A 16,230-nucleotide genomic window follows, 5' to 3' on the forward strand; every position below is an offset into this window, starting at 1 on the left:
TTTGCTTGGGTCTGATGACGAAGCAGCGGCCCGCTGCTTCGTGGAGTTCATTCGAATTCGCGTATCGGGCTCCTCTCCCTCACGCGGATGAGGGCATCTATCGGAAAAGATCGATCAGGATCTTCAGATGTGTGCCGGCAGGATCGAGCAGAGCATCGAAACCCTCCGACACGGCCTCATCCAGCGCTATGCGCTTCGTGACAATCTTCGTTGCCGGCAATTGGCCCGACGCAATGAGCCGTATGACCCGAGGCCAATAATGCGTCGGATATGCCCATGAGCCCTTGATCTCCAGGTCCTTGAAGGTGACCTGGAACCAGTCGATCGGATTTTCATGCGGGTGCAGCCCGGTCTGGACGACGACGCCTTGTTTGCGCACCGCATCGACGCAGGCCTTGAGGGCGTGTTCGTTGCCAACGCACTCGATTGCAACATCGCATCCGACCTGGCCCTCGGTGGCCGAACGAACGACATCGCCCGGATGGTCACGCTTCGGATTGATGGTGATCACATCCGGGATGACGTTTCGGGCGAGCTCAAGACGGGCATCGTTGAGGTCTGACACGAAGAGCTGCGCGGCACCTGCTGCGCGCGCCGCCAGGAGCGTCAACATGCCGATCGGTCCGGCCCCTGTCACCAGGACGCTGTTGCCTGCGGTCACGCCGCCGCGATCGCAGGCATAGACGGCAACTGCCGATGGTTCGACCAGAGCCGCCTCCTCGTCGGTCATCTCGTCCGGAATTTTCTGCACGTTGTATTCATTGACAAGCGCTGCTTCCGCCATGCCGCCGCCTTCCCAGCTCAAACCGACAAGTGCCAGCTGGGTGCTGAGATGGAAAAGGCCTCGATCCGAAAAATAATCGCCTGACCGTGGCATGACGAGCGGTTGAATCGACACCCGGTCGCCGACACTGACCGAGGTCACACCTTGTCCGATGGCTTCAACCATACCGCCGAACTCGTGTCCCAGAATTTGCGGTCCGTGAGCGCCAGTAAATGGGTGGGGCTCGGTGGGAATAAAGATCGGGCCGTAGCTGTACTCGTGCAGGTCGGTGCCGCAAATGCCGACAAAGCGGTTCCGCACGAGAACCTGTCCGGGTCCCGGTTGCCTTGGCTCTGGAACAGTATCGATCCGCAAATCCTTGGCTGCATGAAATCTGAGCGCGCGCATATTTTGTCCTCAGTGGCTTGTGATGCCAGACGAGGTGCAATGAGCGTGCCAGTCGATCTTGTTTGCTCAATGCCTGAAAATGCGGGAGTCGCTTGAAGCAGGACTGTCGCAATCGCAACAGGTGTGGCGCAACAGCTGTGGCACGTCCTCACACTCAGTGCGGTTTCCGTGCGCCAAGGCGGCGTAAGCGGCGGTGGAGCGTGGTGCGATCGACGCCCAGCTTGCGAGCCGCTTCGGATATATTGCCGTTGCATGCTGCGAGGATGGCGTGAAGATCGCCGTCGCGGCCGTCGCGGCCGTCGCGGCCGTCTGTCGCTGTCGTGGCTGTGGTGCCGAGGAGCTCTGGAAGGTCGTCGAGCATAATCGTTCCACCGTCGCACAGCGCGGTAGCATAGGCGATGGTGTTGTCTAGCTCCCGGATATTGCCCGGCCATGTGTGGCGCAGAAGTGCCAGACGCGCCGCGTCGGACAGTATGAGAGGCCGACCGGCTACCGCGTGTCTTTCGAGAATCCTGTCGAGAAGCCAGATAAAATCATCGCGGTCCTTCAATGCGGGCAGGGTGAGCACAGCAGCGTTCAGCCGGTAGTACAGATCCTCCCGGAATGCCCCGCTACGCACCATCTCACCCAGCGGACGATGAGATGCAGAGATTACTCTGAAACTGACCTTTTGCGGTGTGGAGCCACCAACGGGGAGAACTTCTCCTTCCGCCAGGACGCGCAGGAGCCGGCTTTGCGCTGCAAACGGCATGTCGCCAATTTCGTCGAGGAAAAGCGTACCTTCATGCGCCTCCTCTACCAGCCCTTTGCGTCCTTTCGGCAAGGCGCCAGTAAAGGCTCCCGGCAAATGCCCAAACAATTCGCTTTCGATCAGCTGCTCCGGAATGGCCGCGCAGTTGACGGGAACGAAGCGACCGCGAACGCCGCTGGTCTCGTGAATGATGCGGGCGAGATGCTCCTTGCCGGTCCCTGTCTGGCCCTGCAGCAAGATCGGCAATCTGGCGGGTGCCAGTTTTTCGATTTTGCGCCGAAGATTGAGGACGGATGGATTATCGCCGCCGATCCCGTCGATGGCTCGCTGGTGTTTCAAACGTCCTTTCAAGCCAGACAAGCGACGCTGTTGTGGTTCGATTGCGTGGCCGTAAAGGACTGAGCCGTTTTTTGAAACAATCCGCCGATCCTGCGGGAGACTGGAGCGTGTGAGGGAGGAAAGCTCGTCAAAATCGGCCTCGAAGAATTCTTCCAGGCGCTGTCCGAGGAGCTCTTCGGGGGCGTGCCAATCCAACCCACGCGACGCCGCGAGAATGCGCGCGGCACCATGGGTCATTCCCGTGATCCGGCCAGCCCCATCGACGGAAAGCGCAGCTTCGGGGTCGACATCCAGAAATTCCGGTGCAGCCGCAAATCGTAGCACGAGATCATGACGGCTGCTGGCCATCAGATTTGCCAGTTCGATCCGGCGCACGGTTGAGGACACCAGATGCCGTGCCATGTTCTGGCTGGCCTTCAGGATGGGAGAGCTTAATAGTGAAATATCCAGAACAGCAGCCAACGATCCCTGCGTGTCGTAGATCGGCGCTGCGGTGCAGGAAAGCGGGGTATGGGTGACATCGAAATGGTCTGTCTGGTGAATGGTCAGCGCTTCACCGGTCGCTATACAGGCACCCACCGCACAAGTGCCCGCGCGGGGTTCTGACCATTCCGAACCGAGATAGAGCCCCGCCTTTCGAAGATTGTTGTTAAATGAAGGATCACCCAGAAAATCCACCGTAACGCCCTGCCGGTCTGACAGCAGAAGCACATAGTTCTGCTCGGCCACTTGGCGATAAAGATTCTCCAGTGCAGAACGGGCAATGTGGATCAAATCTTCAGCCCGCTGGCGATGCTCACGCAGGCGACTTTCGGACACGATCACAGCCTTGCGGGCCTTGGTCGGATCCATTTGGTAGGTGTCGAGGCAGCGCCGCCAGGATGCTACCACCACGGCATCTCGCCCGGTATTGCGACCGACGCCGACATGTTCAATTTCCTTGATGTGATCCGAAATGTTCATGGTCCACCGGCCGTGGATCGCCGCCTCCCGCAATTTTGCAGCGATCATAACCGGTTTTGCGCGGTGTTATCTACTTATGATTTCCAGAGCCGCGCGAAGTCTGAAGCGCTTTTGCGACTAATTCAGATAAAGAAGGCTCGCATTCAGCAGAGTCGCGAAGCTTACCCACGCTGCATAAGGCACGAAAAGCCACATGGACAGGCGGTCACGGCTGAACGTCATGAAGATGAATGCGATGATGCAGATTAGCATAGGCACGATGACGATTAGACCAGCTGCGAGGCTCTCCATGCCGAAGAACATTGGCGACCAGAGGAAGTTGAGCAGCATCTGGCTGCCCCAGAGCTGCATCCGACCACCCATGCGACTTTGCAACCAGGTACGGGCTCCGGCGATGGCGATCATGACATAAAGTGTGGTCCAGACCGGGCCGAAAATCCAGTTTGGCGGATTGAATGGCGGCTTGGTGAGCGACTGGTACCATTCACCGGGCACATTGTTGATTCCGATCAACGCGCCACAGGTTACCACGACAGCAATAAAGATGAGATAGATCAGCGCGTTCTTCATGCCCGAAAGAATGACGGCACGATGCTTTGGTTCCTCCATCTTTTTCACGAAAGACAGCATTGGCACGCAAATCGAAATCGATATTTGCAAAATCGCGATGCGTGAGCCCAAAGAGGTAAAGCGTTCAATGGAAGAAGAGCGCTTTAGCGCAAAATCCGAACGATGTGCTGGTCCCAGGCGACGTCGGAAACCTTCCCTGCAAAGTGACCGTCATAGGAGGATGCAATGGTGCCTTTCGCTGATGCGGCAACTCCTGCTGCCTCTCGCACGGTCGTTTCGCTCAGCACCGCGCCACTCCTCTCATCCAGCGTGACGAAGGCGTTGCCATTGGGGGACGTCAATCCTACGACGCCCGCCTTCCGGTTGACGGCAATCGCTCCAACGTAATTTGCCAGTCTGCTGGTCGTTTCATCGGGTAGCGCGATAAAACGAACATCGTCCCCTTTGGAGAAATAGCCGGCAAGCGGGGGAAGGTTGTTACGCGGGCCTTCATATTGACAGGCAAACCAGATACGCCCGTCATTTCCCAGGTCGACATGGCGGGTAGAAAGCTGTCTCAGCCGTTCCGGCACACTGTGCTTCTGGATAAGGTCCCCTGTGGTGGCATCCAGAAGGACGAGCGATGGCTCCATCCGGTCTATGTTGAGCTTGGTCCGGCCGAAATCCGGATGGGTTTCGATGCCGCCATTGGTGATTACGATCATCGTGCCATCGGCGCTCACCGTCATGTCGTGGGTGCCGATGCCGTGCGCGTCATATTCGCCGAGGCGGCGAAATCCGTTGCGCACATCGTAGAGACCGATCACGCCGCGATTCCCGTCGAAATCGTTCTCGCTGGCGTAGAGGATCGTGCCATCAGGAGAAAATTGCCCGTGCCCGTAAAAGTGTCGGCCTTCCGGGGTGCTGATGGCGACGGGCGCTTTGTGACCTTGAGGGTCGAAGGCGACGAAGAATGTGCCGGGCCTCCGAGCGAAAGCGACGGTCACCCCGGTTGCGGGACTGGAGGCCATGCCGTGTGCCCTTGCGGGCAAGGCCACCCTGTCGATGATCTCGCCCGCCTCGCTCAAAGTCGCAACACCGTAGGCACCATCGCGACTACGAAAAGCGGATGCAAAGACAGCGTCGGTTCGCTGCAGGGCAAAAAGGGACCGCGGCGCAAGTGAGGCCAGAAACGGAGCGCCCGCAGCCTTGATGAAGCTGCGCCGGTCGATCAGAAGCCGCCGATCTGTCGCCACGTCAGTCTCCGTCCGAGAAGGAGAAGCCGGAGCTTAAGCCAATGGCGCCGCCATATTGATCGTTGATGCGGTAGATCAGGTCCTTACCGTTCAACAGCAGGTAATCGACCTTGGCGCGTTCCTTGTCGTCTGCAAGGGCTCTTTCGATATCAGGACCGATGGTACCGGTGACGCGCACCATGGATTTAGCGATGAAATCTATAGAGCCGATGATCGAACGCTGATCGGGCGGCAGGAGGTCGCCCATATGCGCTGTGTGGAGCAGATCTTGAATAGCGGCGATATTGTCGCCAATGCTCTTCCAGGTAAGATCGGAGCGCCAATAGATGGCTGTGCGCGGAAATTTGGCATTGTCCGGCCCCTTGTAGAAGGTCTCTACTCGCTGATCGCGGACCGCTTCGGAGGCGTGGACGAGAATGCCGAGCAGCGCTACCAATGCCTCTCGTTCATCGCGAAAGACGGGATTGTCCGCCCCGGGCTCTTTCCAGTTTTTCGCCGTTCCATTCGGTTCGGTCCAGCTCGTCACCAACTCGTCTCCGATTTTGGCGAGATTTCCGGCGATTGCCGCTCCATAGCGGCAGCGGAAATCTTTCTTCTGCGACGTCAGCGTCTCGGCACCCGTGCCATAAAGAACGAACTCCAGAGCACCGAGGCCCTGCGCGGCAACACTTTTACCTTTCAGACCCTCCGCCGTCGTTACGCTTTCGTCCTTTTCTGCAAGGTAGCGCTGGACCTGCTTCAAGCCCAACCCCTTCTTGTCAGGATAATAGAGAATGCGCTCGAACCGGTTCTGCTCGATGACCGGCCCGACGCGAACGATTTCGATATGGGACCATGCATCGACCGTGGCGGCAAAGCCGTCTTTGGCATCCTGCATTTTCCGGTCTGAAGGCTCGGTACAAAGCGCCTGCATGCGGCTTTCCAGCATGCGGGCCTTGTCGCGAAAGTTCTCGTAGCCGGGGCGAATGAAACCATCCACGGCCTTCTCCATCGTCGCGCGCACCTTGACTGGGTCAAGCGGTGGCGGAGGCATCAGTTCGACGTCCTGAGCCTTGGCCACGTTTAACCCGAGAAAGATTGTCAGCGGCAGGATGGCGAGAAGTTTGCGCATCGAAATGTCCATCAAAGAGACTCCAGAAATGTCAGCAATGCCTGCCTGTCGGATTTTTGCAAGGCGGCAAAAGCGTCACGCGCTTTTTGCGCTTCGCCTCCGTGCCAGAGAACGGCTTCGGTCAGGCTGCGCGCCCGCCCGTCATGCATGTAGAATTCGTTGCCATTGACGGCGCCTGTCAGGCCGATACCCCAGAGCGGCGGCGTGCGCCATTCCTTGCCCGTCGCGTCCCCCACCTGCTGCCCGTCCGCCAGAGCATCGCCCATATCGTGCAGCAGAAAATCCGAATAGGGCCATATCAGTTGAAAGGAATGAAGCGGATCGCCCGCATTTCGTGTCGTGACGAATTTCGGCGTATGACAGGTGGCACAGCCGCTCTCATAAAACATTTGCTTGCCGCGCAGGACACTAGGAGCATCGACATTGCGTCTAGCGGGAACGCCTAAGTTTGCGGTGTAAAAGGTCACAAGATCGAGAACCGGCGAGGGTGCTTCGGTGTCACCCAGCCGTGTTTGCACGCCCGTCGGCATGGCTAGACAGTCCGTCTGTCTCTCTGTGCAGTCCCCATAAGCATTAGGGGCATCATGTGTCGATATGCCGAGATCGTGAGAGAACGCCATGGCGGCCTGATCCCGCACGGTGGCATTCTGTGCTTTCCAGCCGAAACGACCGAGAGAGATTTTACCTGTCCGATGGTCGCGTACCCAGACGGCTTTGCCGGAAATACCATCGCCGTTTTTATCATCGGGATCGGCATTGGCCAGAATGTCTTCCGCGGCAATAGCCTCGATCAGGCCAAGCCCGAGCGTCGGCTGCGCGATCCGTGGTGAAACGGTGGTTGCGGTTTCAAGTGGTCCCTCAGTCAGCCCGTTTATGCTGTAGCTAGGCCTGCGCAATGATACGACCTCGCCGTCACTCAGTGTGACGTGATTGTCCTCATAGGAAACCGCCAGCTTGCCTTCGGCCTTAAGACCCGGCACGGCGAGATTTTGCACTTGAGCCCCATAGGTCACATCCGGGAAGTTCAAGGCCTGATGATCTTGGACCAGGTTCTCTTCCGCATGTGTGCGTGCCGATCGGGCAAGACGCGCAATCATCGAGACGGCATCCTCCCCATTGCGCGGCGGGCGTCCGCGCCCGTCATTGATATGGCAAGTCTGACAGGAGCGGGCATTGTAAAGCGGGCCCAAGCCATCGGAGGCTTGTGTCGAAGAGGGTGCGGAAACCCACAGCTTCTGGAACAGCGCATGACCGAGTTTGAAGGTCTGGCCCTGGTCCAAGGTGATGTTGGCGGATGGCTGGGAGAAAGAGGTTGTGTCTGAAGCGGCTGTCGTTGTTGTGGCACCGGCAGACATGGCCTCGAAGGCCTCGGCCTTGGAGAAATCGCTGGCGGGTCTGGTAACGGCAAGAACGCGGGCGAGATCGCTTCCGGAGATATCGGAGCGTTTCTGGTCGGCAGCCAATGATGGGATGCCGCATAAAGCGATCGCCAAGGCTGGTGATAAAAACCGGATCGGATCAGTGTGCTTCATGTCCTCGGCTCACGGTGATCCGGCTTTGACAGTTGATAAAGCGTTGAATGAGGCCGTCCGTAGGAACGGCCGCATTCGATATGGTGTAGCACGATCTTACTTGAAGACGGCGTTGGGATTGTCGAGGCTTTCGGAACCTTCCAGCTCGATCTTGCCGAGATCGAGAGCAGCAATGACGCGCTCGACGGTCTTGGTCTGGTCCAGCAAACCATCGATGGCTGCCTGAACCACGGCGTTGCCTTCCTTATTGCCTTCGCCGATCATCTGGTCATAGGCCTCCACCGTCTGGGCGCGCTTCTCCATGGCGTGCATGGCATCGAGCGTCTTGTTCAGCTTCGCCTTCATCTCGTCATCCAGCGCCTTTTCGCTAGCGGCAACGAGTTCGGATAGCGAAGGGCCTGTCATCTTGGTGCCGTCGGCCCGGATGTATTCGCCCGTATAGGCCGAGGCGATACCGATCGCGTCATTGAGGTGCGAGTTGTAGGTGTTGTCGGAGAAGCAGTCGTGCTCCTCTTCCGGATCGTGCAGCAGAAGGCCAAGTTTCATGCGCTCGCCGGCGAGCTCGCCATAGGACAGGGAGCCCATGCCGGTCAGGATGGCAGTGAGACCCTTCTTGGCGTCTGCTTTGACATTCTTCGTTGCCTCACCGTCGGGTGCCCAGTTTGCGGCCATTTCCTTTAGGTCGGAAACCAGAAGCGTGGAGGCAGCCTTGAGATATTCGGCGCGGCGGTCGCAATTTCCGCCCGTGCAGTTCTTTGTGTCATAATCCGTGTAAGGGCGATTGCCTGCACCTGGGCCTGTGCCGTTAAGGTCCTGGCCCCACAGCAGAAACTCGATGGCATGATAGCCGGTGGTGACGTTGGCTTCCACCTCGCCAGCTTCCGCAAGGCTGCGGATCAGCTCAGGCGTGATTTTCGTTGCGTCAACCGTTTCGCCACCGATGGTCAGCTTTTTATTGGCAATGATGTTGGCGGTGTAGAGCTCGTTCTCATCGCTTTCCGTACCGTAGGAGCTGTCGACATAGTCGACGAGGCCTTCATCCAGCGGCCATGCATTGACCTTGCCTTCCCACTCATCGACGATCGGATTGCCGAAGCGGTAGACTTCCGACTGCTGATAGGGAACGCGGGCCTTGATCCAGGCCTCACGTGCTGCCTTCAGCGTTGCTTCGCTCGGCGTGGCGATCAACGCGTCGATCGCCTTGTCCAGCGTTTGCGCTGTCGTCAGCGAATCCTGATATTTCGCCTGCGCCAGTTCGGCATAATGCTTGACGACGGCGGCTGGATCGGTTGCGGCTCTCGCGGGAGCCGCGGTGAAGGCTGACGATGCAGCAAAAAGCGCCATGCTGGCGCTCAGAATGGTTTTGCGGAACATGCTCTCTCCTGTCCAGCACTGCGGTAACGAGGCTGTGAAGGCGAGTTCTGAACCAATCATAAACTTGTGTCAAATATTCTAGTTTAGAAGCTTTCCAACTAGCAAGTTGCCACCAGCATGTTGCGTGCCAGCAGGTTATGCCCGACGGGTCATGGCGCAGAAGAAGAAACCGTCAGTATCGGTCGTCGCAGGCGTCAGCGTGACGGTCTCGCCATCTGCCGAGTGAGGCTTGACAGCGGTCTGTCCAAAGGTTTTCGTCCATCTGTCCAGTGCGGACGTAATGGAGAATTCCGGGTTTTCAGTACAGAATCGACGGACCTGACGCTCGTTTTCTTCCGGAAGCACGGAGCAGGTGACATAGAGCAGTTCACCGCCGGGGCGGACGAAGGTCTTTGCCTGATCCAACGCATCTGCCTGCTGGCCGACGCGCTCTTCAAGATTGCGCTGTGTGAGACGCCATTTGGTATCGGGGCGTCTGCGCCATGTTCCGGTGCCCGTGCAGGGAGCATCGACGAGAACGCGGTCGAACTTCTCTCGGAATGCATTCAGTTCGGCGGGTCTATCATGCACCTGAACGTTTCGGGTGCCAGCGCGTTTCAAGCGCTCGATGATCGGCGCCAGCCGCTTGCGATCGGCGTCGAAAGCGTGAACCTGCCCCTTGTTGTTCATGCTGGCCGCCATCGCCAGCGTCTTACCACCGCCGCCAGCGCAATAATCGAGGATCTGCTCGCCCTCGACGGCCCCTGCCAGATCGGCGACGATCTGCGATCCTTCGTCTTGCACCTCGAACCAGCCCTTCTGGAATGAAAGCTCGGCTGTTACGTTGGGCAGACGCGATGGACCTTCCCCTGCCGGAATACGCACGCCTTGGCGAGCAATCCTCGTCGCGATGGCGCCTGACTCTTCCAGAGCCCTCAAGACCTTGTCGCGGCCTGCCTTCAGCGTGTTGGCACGAAGATCGAGTGTTGGGCGCTCATTCAGCGCCTGGGCCTGTCGAAGCCAGTCGTTCGGGAATGCGGCTTCAAATGAAGGCTGGACCCACTCGGGAATATCGCCCTGGATGTGCAAGGGCGCATCGGAGAGTGAACGCGAGGTCAGAGCCTTTAGGGACGTTTCCGAAAGAGATGGGGGCGCGAATTTGTCGCCGTCGAATTCCTGCGCCAGTTGCTCCGGCGTTTTTCGCCACTGGCGCAGCATGACGGCATAACCGAGCGCCGTGGCGCTGTCGTCATCCATCAACCATGCGTGGGAGAGTTTCATGCGAAGGGCATCGTAGACAATATTGCCGATGGCGGCCCTGTCGCCGGAACCAGCGAAACGATGCGCCAGTCCCCAGTCTTTCAGTGCGTCGGCAACCGGGCGTCTACGCGCCTCAATATCCGCCAACACTTCGATTGCTCCGGCCAAACGCCCGCCCAAACGCATTGTCTACCTCTTTTCATGGATTGCCAGGTTGGTAGACGCGAATGGCGGCGAGGGCAAGGCTTAGGCAGGAATTCCCGAAAAACCTCTTCGGAAAGTCAGAGCTTGGTCCACGTTAAAACCGTAACGCGGTCTTGCGAAAACACAAACCTTAATTGGAGGCCATGACTTCGTAGCAAACCTTGGCGGTGCCGGAGCTTACCATGCCGAGGTTTTTGGCTGCCGCCTTGGACAGGTCGAGAACGCGACCCTTGATGAAGGGGCCTCGGTCATTGATGCGAACTACGACAGCCTTGCCATTGCGTGCATTGGTGACCTTGACCTTGGTGCCGAACCGCAAGGAGCGATGCGCTGCCGTCAAATTGGAAGGATTCATCCTCTCGCCGGAAGCAGTCTTGGAGGTCAGAGCATACCAAGATGCGCCGCCGCAACCATTACCGGCATTGGCTTGAAGAGGAGCGATAAAACAGCAGGCGGCAATAGTTGCTGCCGCGATAGTCATGCGTCGGATAGTCGTCAAACTGTGCTTCCCTGATACTCGGCCCCGCGCCGAATGAATTGCGAGGAGTGTAGGGCCGCGCAAAAATGGCAAAAACTTGCCTTCTGCCAATCACGAAGTGTTACAGACTGTAACATTTGTGATAATTGGGCTGTTTGACGATTTTAGATAGCCGTCTATGATTCCGAAAAAATTTCTTTAGAATCAACTCGCAAGCAGAACGCCTTTGCGAAAACGGGGATTTACTGCACAGTTCACAAAAGACGTGTGAAATAATTTTCTAAAAGCTGAAAAATTCTCCTAAATTTGCAGATTAATAAAAGGTTAAATATGAATTCGGTGATGATAAACTTCCCCGAAAGGGCTTCAGGATGAATTTTTCACCTTATCAAAGATGAACGTTTATTCATCTTTCCAGCCGCCGCTTTCCCATAATTGGCGAAGCGCAATACGGTAATCGGGGTAGTGAAACACGTAACCCATGTCGCGAAGTTTCCTGTTCGATACCCGCTTGTTCTCACCGTAGAAAGAGCGCGCCATGGCGCTCAGTTCAGCAGTTTCGAAGGCTTGCTCGGGCGGCAGGGCAAGCCCCATCATCTTGGCGGCAAAGGTCACGACATCCTGCGGCGGAGCCGGTTCGTCGTCCGTCACGTTAAAGATGCCACCCACATTTTGCGAAATGAGGAATGCCGTCGCTGCGCCGATATCCTCGACGCGGATGCGATTGAAGACCTGTCCAGGCTTGATCAGACGTCGGGCAGTGCCTTTCTCCAGATTGATAAAGCCGTTGCGACCTGGGCCGTAGATGCCAGACAGGCGAAGAATGCTGAGAGGCGCGTCTGCACCATCGCTTGCCATTTGCCACGCCTGCTCTGCCTGCACGCGCTCCAGCGACCGTGCCGACACCGGCTTGCACGGCGTTTCCTCATCGACCCAGGCGCCATCGTGGTTGCCGTAAACCCCAACGGTTGAAAGATAGGCCACCCATTGGAGTTGCGGCATGAGGGATTTCAGGTCACCGGAACAGATCCGCAGGAGCGGATCACCCGTCTTGCCAGGAGCAATGGATTGGATAAGGTGGGTAACTGTCGCGAGTTCCCTGCGCAAAGTCTCGCTCAGTGTGTCGCCGTCGAAAATGAATGGCGAGATGCCAAGGGACAGAAGCTTCTGGGCGTGCTCTGCGCTACGGGTGGTGCCGCAAATACGGCCAATGGTATCCTGAAGACTTTTCGCGATGGCTTTGCCGGAATATCCGGCTCCGAAAATCATCAGCTGCGACATCTATGCTCCTGCCATGCGCCATTCATCTCGCACGTCCGAATCGTCTTCGGTTGCGCGCGCCGCAGCGTAAGCGTGGAAACTTTGCGTGTCCATCAACTGCGAGAGCGCCCATACTGCCATACCTCGTACCTCGGGCGACGCATCTGCGCTCAGCCTCTGGCATTGCTCGATGAAGCGTGGATCTTTTGAATTTCCAGCGGCGATCAGAACGTTGCGGATGAAGCGGTTGCGGCCGATACGCTTGACCGGCGATCCGCTGAAAAAGGTCCGAAACGCGGCGTCGTCCAATTCCAGGAGAAAGCCAATCGACGGTTCTTTCAGATCGTCCCGGGCCTGCAGCTTCATTTCGGAGGCACTGGCGGCAAATTTGTTCCAGGGACAGGCGGCCAGACAGTCGTCGCAGCCGTAGATGCGATTTCCGATCATCGGTCTGAATTCGTGAGCGATCGGCCCCTTATGTTCGATGGTCAGATAGGAGATACAGCGCCGCGCATCCAGTTTGTAGGGCGCCGGAAAGGCGTTTGTCGGGCAGGAGTCGAGACAGGCACAGCAGGAGCCGCAGTGATCCTTTTCAGGATCATCCAGACAGAGCCGTGCCGTGGTGAACATGCTACCGAGAAACAACCAGGAGCCGAATGCGCGGCTGACGAGATTGGTGTGCTTACCCTGCCAGCCAAGCCCGGCCGCAGCCGCCAACGGCTTTTCCATCACCGGTGCGGTATCGACGAACACCTTAACATCCTCGCCAGCGCGGGCCGCAAAGCGCGTGGCGATCTCCTTTAACCGGCCTTTGATCACATCGTGATAATCGCGATTGCGGGCGTAGACGGAGATTGCGGCCTTGTCCGGCTTTTCGAGGATGCCGCGCGGGTCTTCATCCGGTCCATAATTCAAACCGAACATGACAACGGAGCGGACATCGCCCCAAAGCGTCCTGGGAGAAGCACGGCGCTCTTCCGTCTCGGCCATCCAGCCCATCGTGCCGTGGAAACCGCTTTCCAGAAATTCGCGCAGCCGTTCAGGGGCGAGCGGAATGGCATCTGGCGAGGTTATCCGACAGAGATCGAAGCCGAGCGCCGTCGCTTCCGCGCGAACGAAATCCGTCAGCTTGCGGGCGCGCAGTTCCTGCTTCTGCAAGACCGTGTCGATTGCTTCTCTCCTGCGAAAGATGCCGGCGCAGCGCCAGCGTCCACGTCATATATAATGTGTGGTGGCAAGATTAGAAATCGAGATCGGCATAATGGGAAGAGGGTGCAAGACGCGGTACCCGCTCTGCCAGCAGAGGACGGAAGGATGGGCGCGACTTCACCCGCTGGTACCATTCCTTGGCTATCGGCGCTTCGAGCCAGTTGATCTCGCCGAGATAGTCGAGAATGGAAACCGATGCGGCGGCGGCGAGATCGCCGTAGCTCAGCCGATCACCGGCGATCCATGTGCGCGAACCGGCAAGCCACTCAAGATATTTCATGTGCTGGCGAATGTTCGAGCGCGCAGTACGCAGCAGTTTCGAGTCTGGCGGCCCGCCGCCTTGGGCCGCTGTCATCTGCAGTTTATAAACGCGCTCCCGCACCAGAGGCTTCGTCACGTCGTTTTCCATCTTCTGTAGAAACCATTCCGTTAGCCGTCGAATTTCGGCGCGCTGAAAAGGCTCTTCCGCAAGCAGTCGTCTATCGCGCTTGAGCACTCCATGGGCTTCATCCAGGAACTCCGCCAGCACGTAAGGGCCACAAAGCGAGCGCATATTGTCGTCTAGGTAAACTGGTAAAGTGCCAGCCGGGTTGAGCGCCAGAAACTCCCTCCTCTTCTCCCAAGGTTGTTCCTCGACAAGATCGATCTGAAAGCCATATTCTGCGAGGATCAGCCGGACGAAGCGTGATGCCGTCGACATGGAAGAGTGATAAAGAGTTGGCATTTGCGCTCAGGGTTTGTGTTTCTTGTGGTTGCTTGTTTGTGGCCGAAAAAAGCTCAAAGTGCGGCCCCTGCTTGAAATAATAGTCGCAGCCATTTTAACGGAACTTTAATGCTGCATTGCAGGGATAACTTTCGAGCGTTTTTGAGCGACTGCAATAAAAAAGCGCCCTGGATTCGCCTCCGGGCGCTTGGTCATTTTTGTCGTATGGCCTTGGGGCCATCAAATATCACTGGGCCGAGATGGAGCTCGTTGCGCATGGGTCAACCCCATAGGCCGGCGAGCAACCGGTCTTGCCTGCGGCCACCGTGCCCGGCGCCATGAATGAACCTGCCAGAACAACCAATGCCGCACACGCAAAAAAGAGTGCGATAGACCTGCCCATTTCTCATTGCCTTTCAAAATTAAAATACGAGCGGTCGTGCCGCCGTTTGGTTGTTCGATGGAGGATGTGTCGTGAGTGTGGCGTGTACCAATAACTCAGCTTGCTGAACACCGGGTTAATGTGAAGAGTTTTTCACCGTTGCCCTTGTGCCACGCTTGCGGCGTTCCCCACGCGTTGTCGCGACATTCCCCCAATCATTAAACGCGACTGCGGTTGTCACGCCGCCGCGCCATTGGGATCATAACGGTCAGGGTAATCTTTGGTTGCAGTACGCCGAAAAAAGACCTCAGGCAGCCTTTCCGGCATTGCTGAATTGGCCGTGAGGGCGGTAGCTGACCAGATAGGTAGAGAGCACCGACGTGATGCGAACAGGCGTGATGCCCATTCCTTCCAGAGTGAGCCCGGCTTTTTCCGCCTCAGCGGACACGACATTGTCGTTCTTCAACAGAGCAATCTGATCGGAGGTGAAGGGAGGCTTAATGAGCGGAATGAGGGAGGCCACCGAGCCCATCATGGAAGCAATGCTAAAGGGCAGGTTGATCATCGGGCGTTCACGGTAAGTTGCTTGCAGCACTGCCTCAAGACATTGACGGAAGGTCAATACGTCCTGGCCGCCAAGCTCGTAAGTAGCGCCGGGCTTCAATTGACCATCGACGCTGCGGGCCACGGCTTCGGCCACGTCCTCGACATAGACCGGCTGGAACCTTGTCTTGCCACCACCGATCAGGGGCAGGAAGGGTAGAGTGCGCGCCATACCGGCGAACTTGTTGAAAAAGTCGTCTTCGGGACCGAAGACGATGGATGGGCGCAGAACGATGGCATCCGGAAGAACAGAGCGGATTGCGGCTTCCGCGCGGCCTTTGGTGCGGGCGTAGCCAATAGAGGACTCCGCGTCGGCGCCGATCGCCGAGATATGAGTGAGCGTCGCACCTGCGGCCTTTGCCGCTTCTGCAACGGCGCGCGCACCGAATTCCTGAACGGCATCAAATGTATTGCGACCGCTTTCGAACAACAGACCAACGCAATTGACGACGTGATCGGCATCTTCGACGGCGCGAACGATGGAGTCCTTGTAGCGCAGGTTCGCCTGGGCAAAGGAAATCTGACCGACATTACCAAGCGGCTGCAAAAACCCTGCGAGATCCGGACGGCGAACGGCAACGCGGATCCGATAACCCCGCTTTGCCAGCGTGCGAACCACATGCCGCCCGACAAAGCCCGAGCCGCCAAAAACGGTGACGAGTGGAGGAAGGTTGGCCAAGGGCATGGGACGGCTCCTGCGAAGCGTGAATGGATATATTCTGGTGTCTTAGCCGAAAGCCGGGCGTACGGGAAGAGAGAACAGCGTCGAGCAGAAAGGGACCTGCGTGCGATCGTGGAATACGTCAAATTCCCTCGACGACGACCATTTCCGCATCCGCCACTTCCTGGCGAATTTTGGCTGCGGCTTGGTATTCCTCGGAGTTGTAGCAATCGACCGCGTGCTGCATGGACGGAAATTCTATCACCACATTGCGGGCGCGAGCCTGTCCTTCAAGTTCCGTGAATGCGCCGCCACGAGCAATGAACTTTGCACCGTAACGTTCGAAGGCGGGCTTGGCTGTCGAAACATAATCCTTATAGCGTTCGGCGTCGCGAACATCCACACGGGCGATCCAGTAGGCTTTGGTCATGACTCAATCCTTCAA

At 57.6% G+C, this 16,230-nt stretch carries 14 protein-coding genes; all 14 read right to left on the bottom strand.

Going from position 1 to position 16,230, the window contains the following annotated elements:
• Nucleotides 1–97: 97 nt before the first annotated feature.
• The 14 genes from QZ869_RS20020 to QZ869_RS20085 all read right to left on the bottom strand — a co-directional run bounded on the left by QZ869_RS20020 (nucleotide 98) and on the right by QZ869_RS20085 (nucleotide 16,215).
• Nucleotides 98–1,171, bottom strand: a complete 1,074-nt coding sequence (locus QZ869_RS20020) for a 2,3-butanediol dehydrogenase (protein WP_296106859.1) — start codon at nucleotides 1,169–1,171, stop codon at nucleotides 98–100.
• A gap of 154 nt (nucleotides 1,172–1,325) precedes the next feature.
• Nucleotides 1,326–3,224: a sigma-54-dependent Fis family transcriptional regulator gene (locus tag QZ869_RS20025; protein ID WP_296106862.1), complete on the bottom strand. Its 1,899-nt coding sequence runs from the start codon at nucleotides 3,222–3,224 to the stop codon at nucleotides 1,326–1,328.
• Between the two features lie 117 nt (nucleotides 3,225–3,341).
• Nucleotides 3,342–3,794 carry a TspO/MBR family protein gene (locus QZ869_RS20030; protein WP_296021629.1) on the bottom strand — a complete coding sequence of 151 codons (453 nt, stop codon included), beginning with the start codon at nucleotides 3,792–3,794 and terminating at the stop codon, nucleotides 3,342–3,344.
• A gap of 143 nt (nucleotides 3,795–3,937) precedes the next feature.
• Nucleotides 3,938–5,029, bottom strand: a complete 1,092-nt coding sequence (locus tag QZ869_RS20035; RefSeq protein ID WP_296106865.1) for a DUF1513 domain-containing protein — start codon at nucleotides 5,027–5,029, stop codon at nucleotides 3,938–3,940.
• Between the two features lies 1 nt (nucleotide 5,030).
• Nucleotides 5,031–6,152 (bottom strand): imelysin family protein, encoded by a 1,122-nt coding sequence (locus QZ869_RS20040; protein WP_296035561.1) that lies wholly within the window; start codon nucleotides 6,150–6,152, stop codon nucleotides 5,031–5,033.
• Nucleotides 6,152–7,672, bottom strand: coding sequence for a di-heme oxidoredictase family protein (locus tag QZ869_RS20045; RefSeq protein WP_296106869.1), 1,521 nt, complete (start codon nucleotides 7,670–7,672; stop codon nucleotides 6,152–6,154). The genes QZ869_RS20040 and QZ869_RS20045 overlap by 1 nt, the downstream gene beginning before the upstream one ends.
• Nucleotides 7,673–7,768: 96 nt before the next feature.
• Nucleotides 7,769–9,046: an imelysin family protein gene (locus QZ869_RS20050; protein WP_296106872.1), complete on the bottom strand. Its 1,278-nt coding sequence runs from the start codon at nucleotides 9,044–9,046 to the stop codon at nucleotides 7,769–7,771.
• Between the two features lie 135 nt (nucleotides 9,047–9,181).
• Nucleotides 9,182–10,471 (bottom strand): RsmB/NOP family class I SAM-dependent RNA methyltransferase, encoded by a 1,290-nt coding sequence (locus tag QZ869_RS20055; protein WP_296099765.1) that lies wholly within the window; start codon nucleotides 10,469–10,471, stop codon nucleotides 9,182–9,184.
• 148 nt (nucleotides 10,472–10,619) lie between these two features.
• Nucleotides 10,620–10,988, bottom strand: a complete 369-nt coding sequence (locus QZ869_RS20060) for a septal ring lytic transglycosylase RlpA family protein (RefSeq protein ID WP_296021545.1) — start codon at nucleotides 10,986–10,988, stop codon at nucleotides 10,620–10,622.
• Nucleotides 10,989–11,369: 381 nt separating this feature from the next.
• Entirely contained in the window at nucleotides 11,370–12,248 is an 879-nt protein-coding gene (locus QZ869_RS20065) for an SDR family oxidoreductase (protein ID WP_296106875.1), read from the bottom strand.
• A complete protein-coding gene (queG, locus tag QZ869_RS20070; protein WP_296106878.1) occupies nucleotides 12,249–13,385 on the bottom strand; it encodes a tRNA epoxyqueuosine(34) reductase QueG in 1,137 nt (378 codons plus the stop codon).
• An 82-nt stretch (nucleotides 13,386–13,467) separates the two neighbouring features.
• Complete coding sequence (locus QZ869_RS20075; protein ID WP_296106881.1) at nucleotides 13,468–14,160, bottom strand: glutathione S-transferase family protein; 693 nt, start codon at nucleotides 14,158–14,160, stop codon at nucleotides 13,468–13,470.
• Nucleotides 14,161–14,828: 668 nt separating this feature from the next.
• The gene (locus tag QZ869_RS20080) at nucleotides 14,829–15,809 is read right to left on the bottom strand and encodes a complex I NDUFA9 subunit family protein (protein WP_296106884.1); all 981 of its coding nucleotides are present in this window, start codon (nucleotides 15,807–15,809) and stop codon (nucleotides 14,829–14,831) included.
• 118 nt (nucleotides 15,810–15,927) lie between these two features.
• Nucleotides 15,928–16,215 carry a DUF1330 domain-containing protein gene (locus QZ869_RS20085; protein ID WP_296035580.1) on the bottom strand — a complete coding sequence of 96 codons (288 nt, stop codon included), beginning with the start codon at nucleotides 16,213–16,215 and terminating at the stop codon, nucleotides 15,928–15,930.
• Nucleotides 16,216–16,230 lie beyond the last annotated feature (15 nt).

It is taken from the genome of uncultured Agrobacterium sp. (assembly GCF_913777885.1).
Taxonomy (GTDB): Bacteria; Pseudomonadota; Alphaproteobacteria; order Rhizobiales; family Rhizobiaceae; genus Agrobacterium.

What these genes read in the sequence shown, in the direction of transcription:
- QZ869_RS20020 (WP_296106859.1), bottom strand. Translation starts at nt 1,171, where the DNA reads ATGCGCGCGCTCAGATTTCATGCAGCCAAGGATTTGCGGATCGATACT.
- QZ869_RS20025 (WP_296106862.1), bottom strand. Translation starts at nt 3,224, where the DNA reads ATGAACATTTCGGATCACATCAAGGAAATTGAACATGTCGGCGTCGGT.
- QZ869_RS20030 (WP_296021629.1), bottom strand. Translation starts at nt 3,794, where the DNA reads ATGAAGAACGCGCTGATCTATCTCATCTTTATTGCTGTCGTGGTAACC.
- QZ869_RS20040 (WP_296035561.1), bottom strand. Translation starts at nt 6,152, where the DNA reads ATGGACATTTCGATGCGCAAACTTCTCGCCATCCTGCCGCTGACAATC.
- QZ869_RS20045 (WP_296106869.1), bottom strand. Translation starts at nt 7,672, where the DNA reads ATGAAGCACACTGATCCGATCCGGTTTTTATCACCAGCCTTGGCGATC.
- QZ869_RS20050 (WP_296106872.1), bottom strand. Translation starts at nt 9,046, where the DNA reads ATGTTCCGCAAAACCATTCTGAGCGCCAGCATGGCGCTTTTTGCTGCA.
- QZ869_RS20055 (WP_296099765.1), bottom strand. Translation starts at nt 10,471, where the DNA reads ATGCGTTTGGGCGGGCGTTTGGCCGGAGCAATCGAAGTGTTGGCGGAT.
- QZ869_RS20065 (WP_296106875.1), bottom strand. Translation starts at nt 12,248, where the DNA reads ATGTCGCAGCTGATGATTTTCGGAGCCGGATATTCCGGCAAAGCCATC.
- QZ869_RS20075 (WP_296106881.1), bottom strand. Translation starts at nt 14,160, where the DNA reads ATGCCAACTCTTTATCACTCTTCCATGTCGACGGCATCACGCTTCGTC.
- QZ869_RS20080 (WP_296106884.1), bottom strand. Translation starts at nt 15,809, where the DNA reads ATGCCCTTGGCCAACCTTCCTCCACTCGTCACCGTTTTTGGCGGCTCG.
- QZ869_RS20085 (WP_296035580.1), bottom strand. Translation starts at nt 16,215, where the DNA reads ATGACCAAAGCCTACTGGATCGCCCGTGTGGATGTTCGCGACGCCGAA.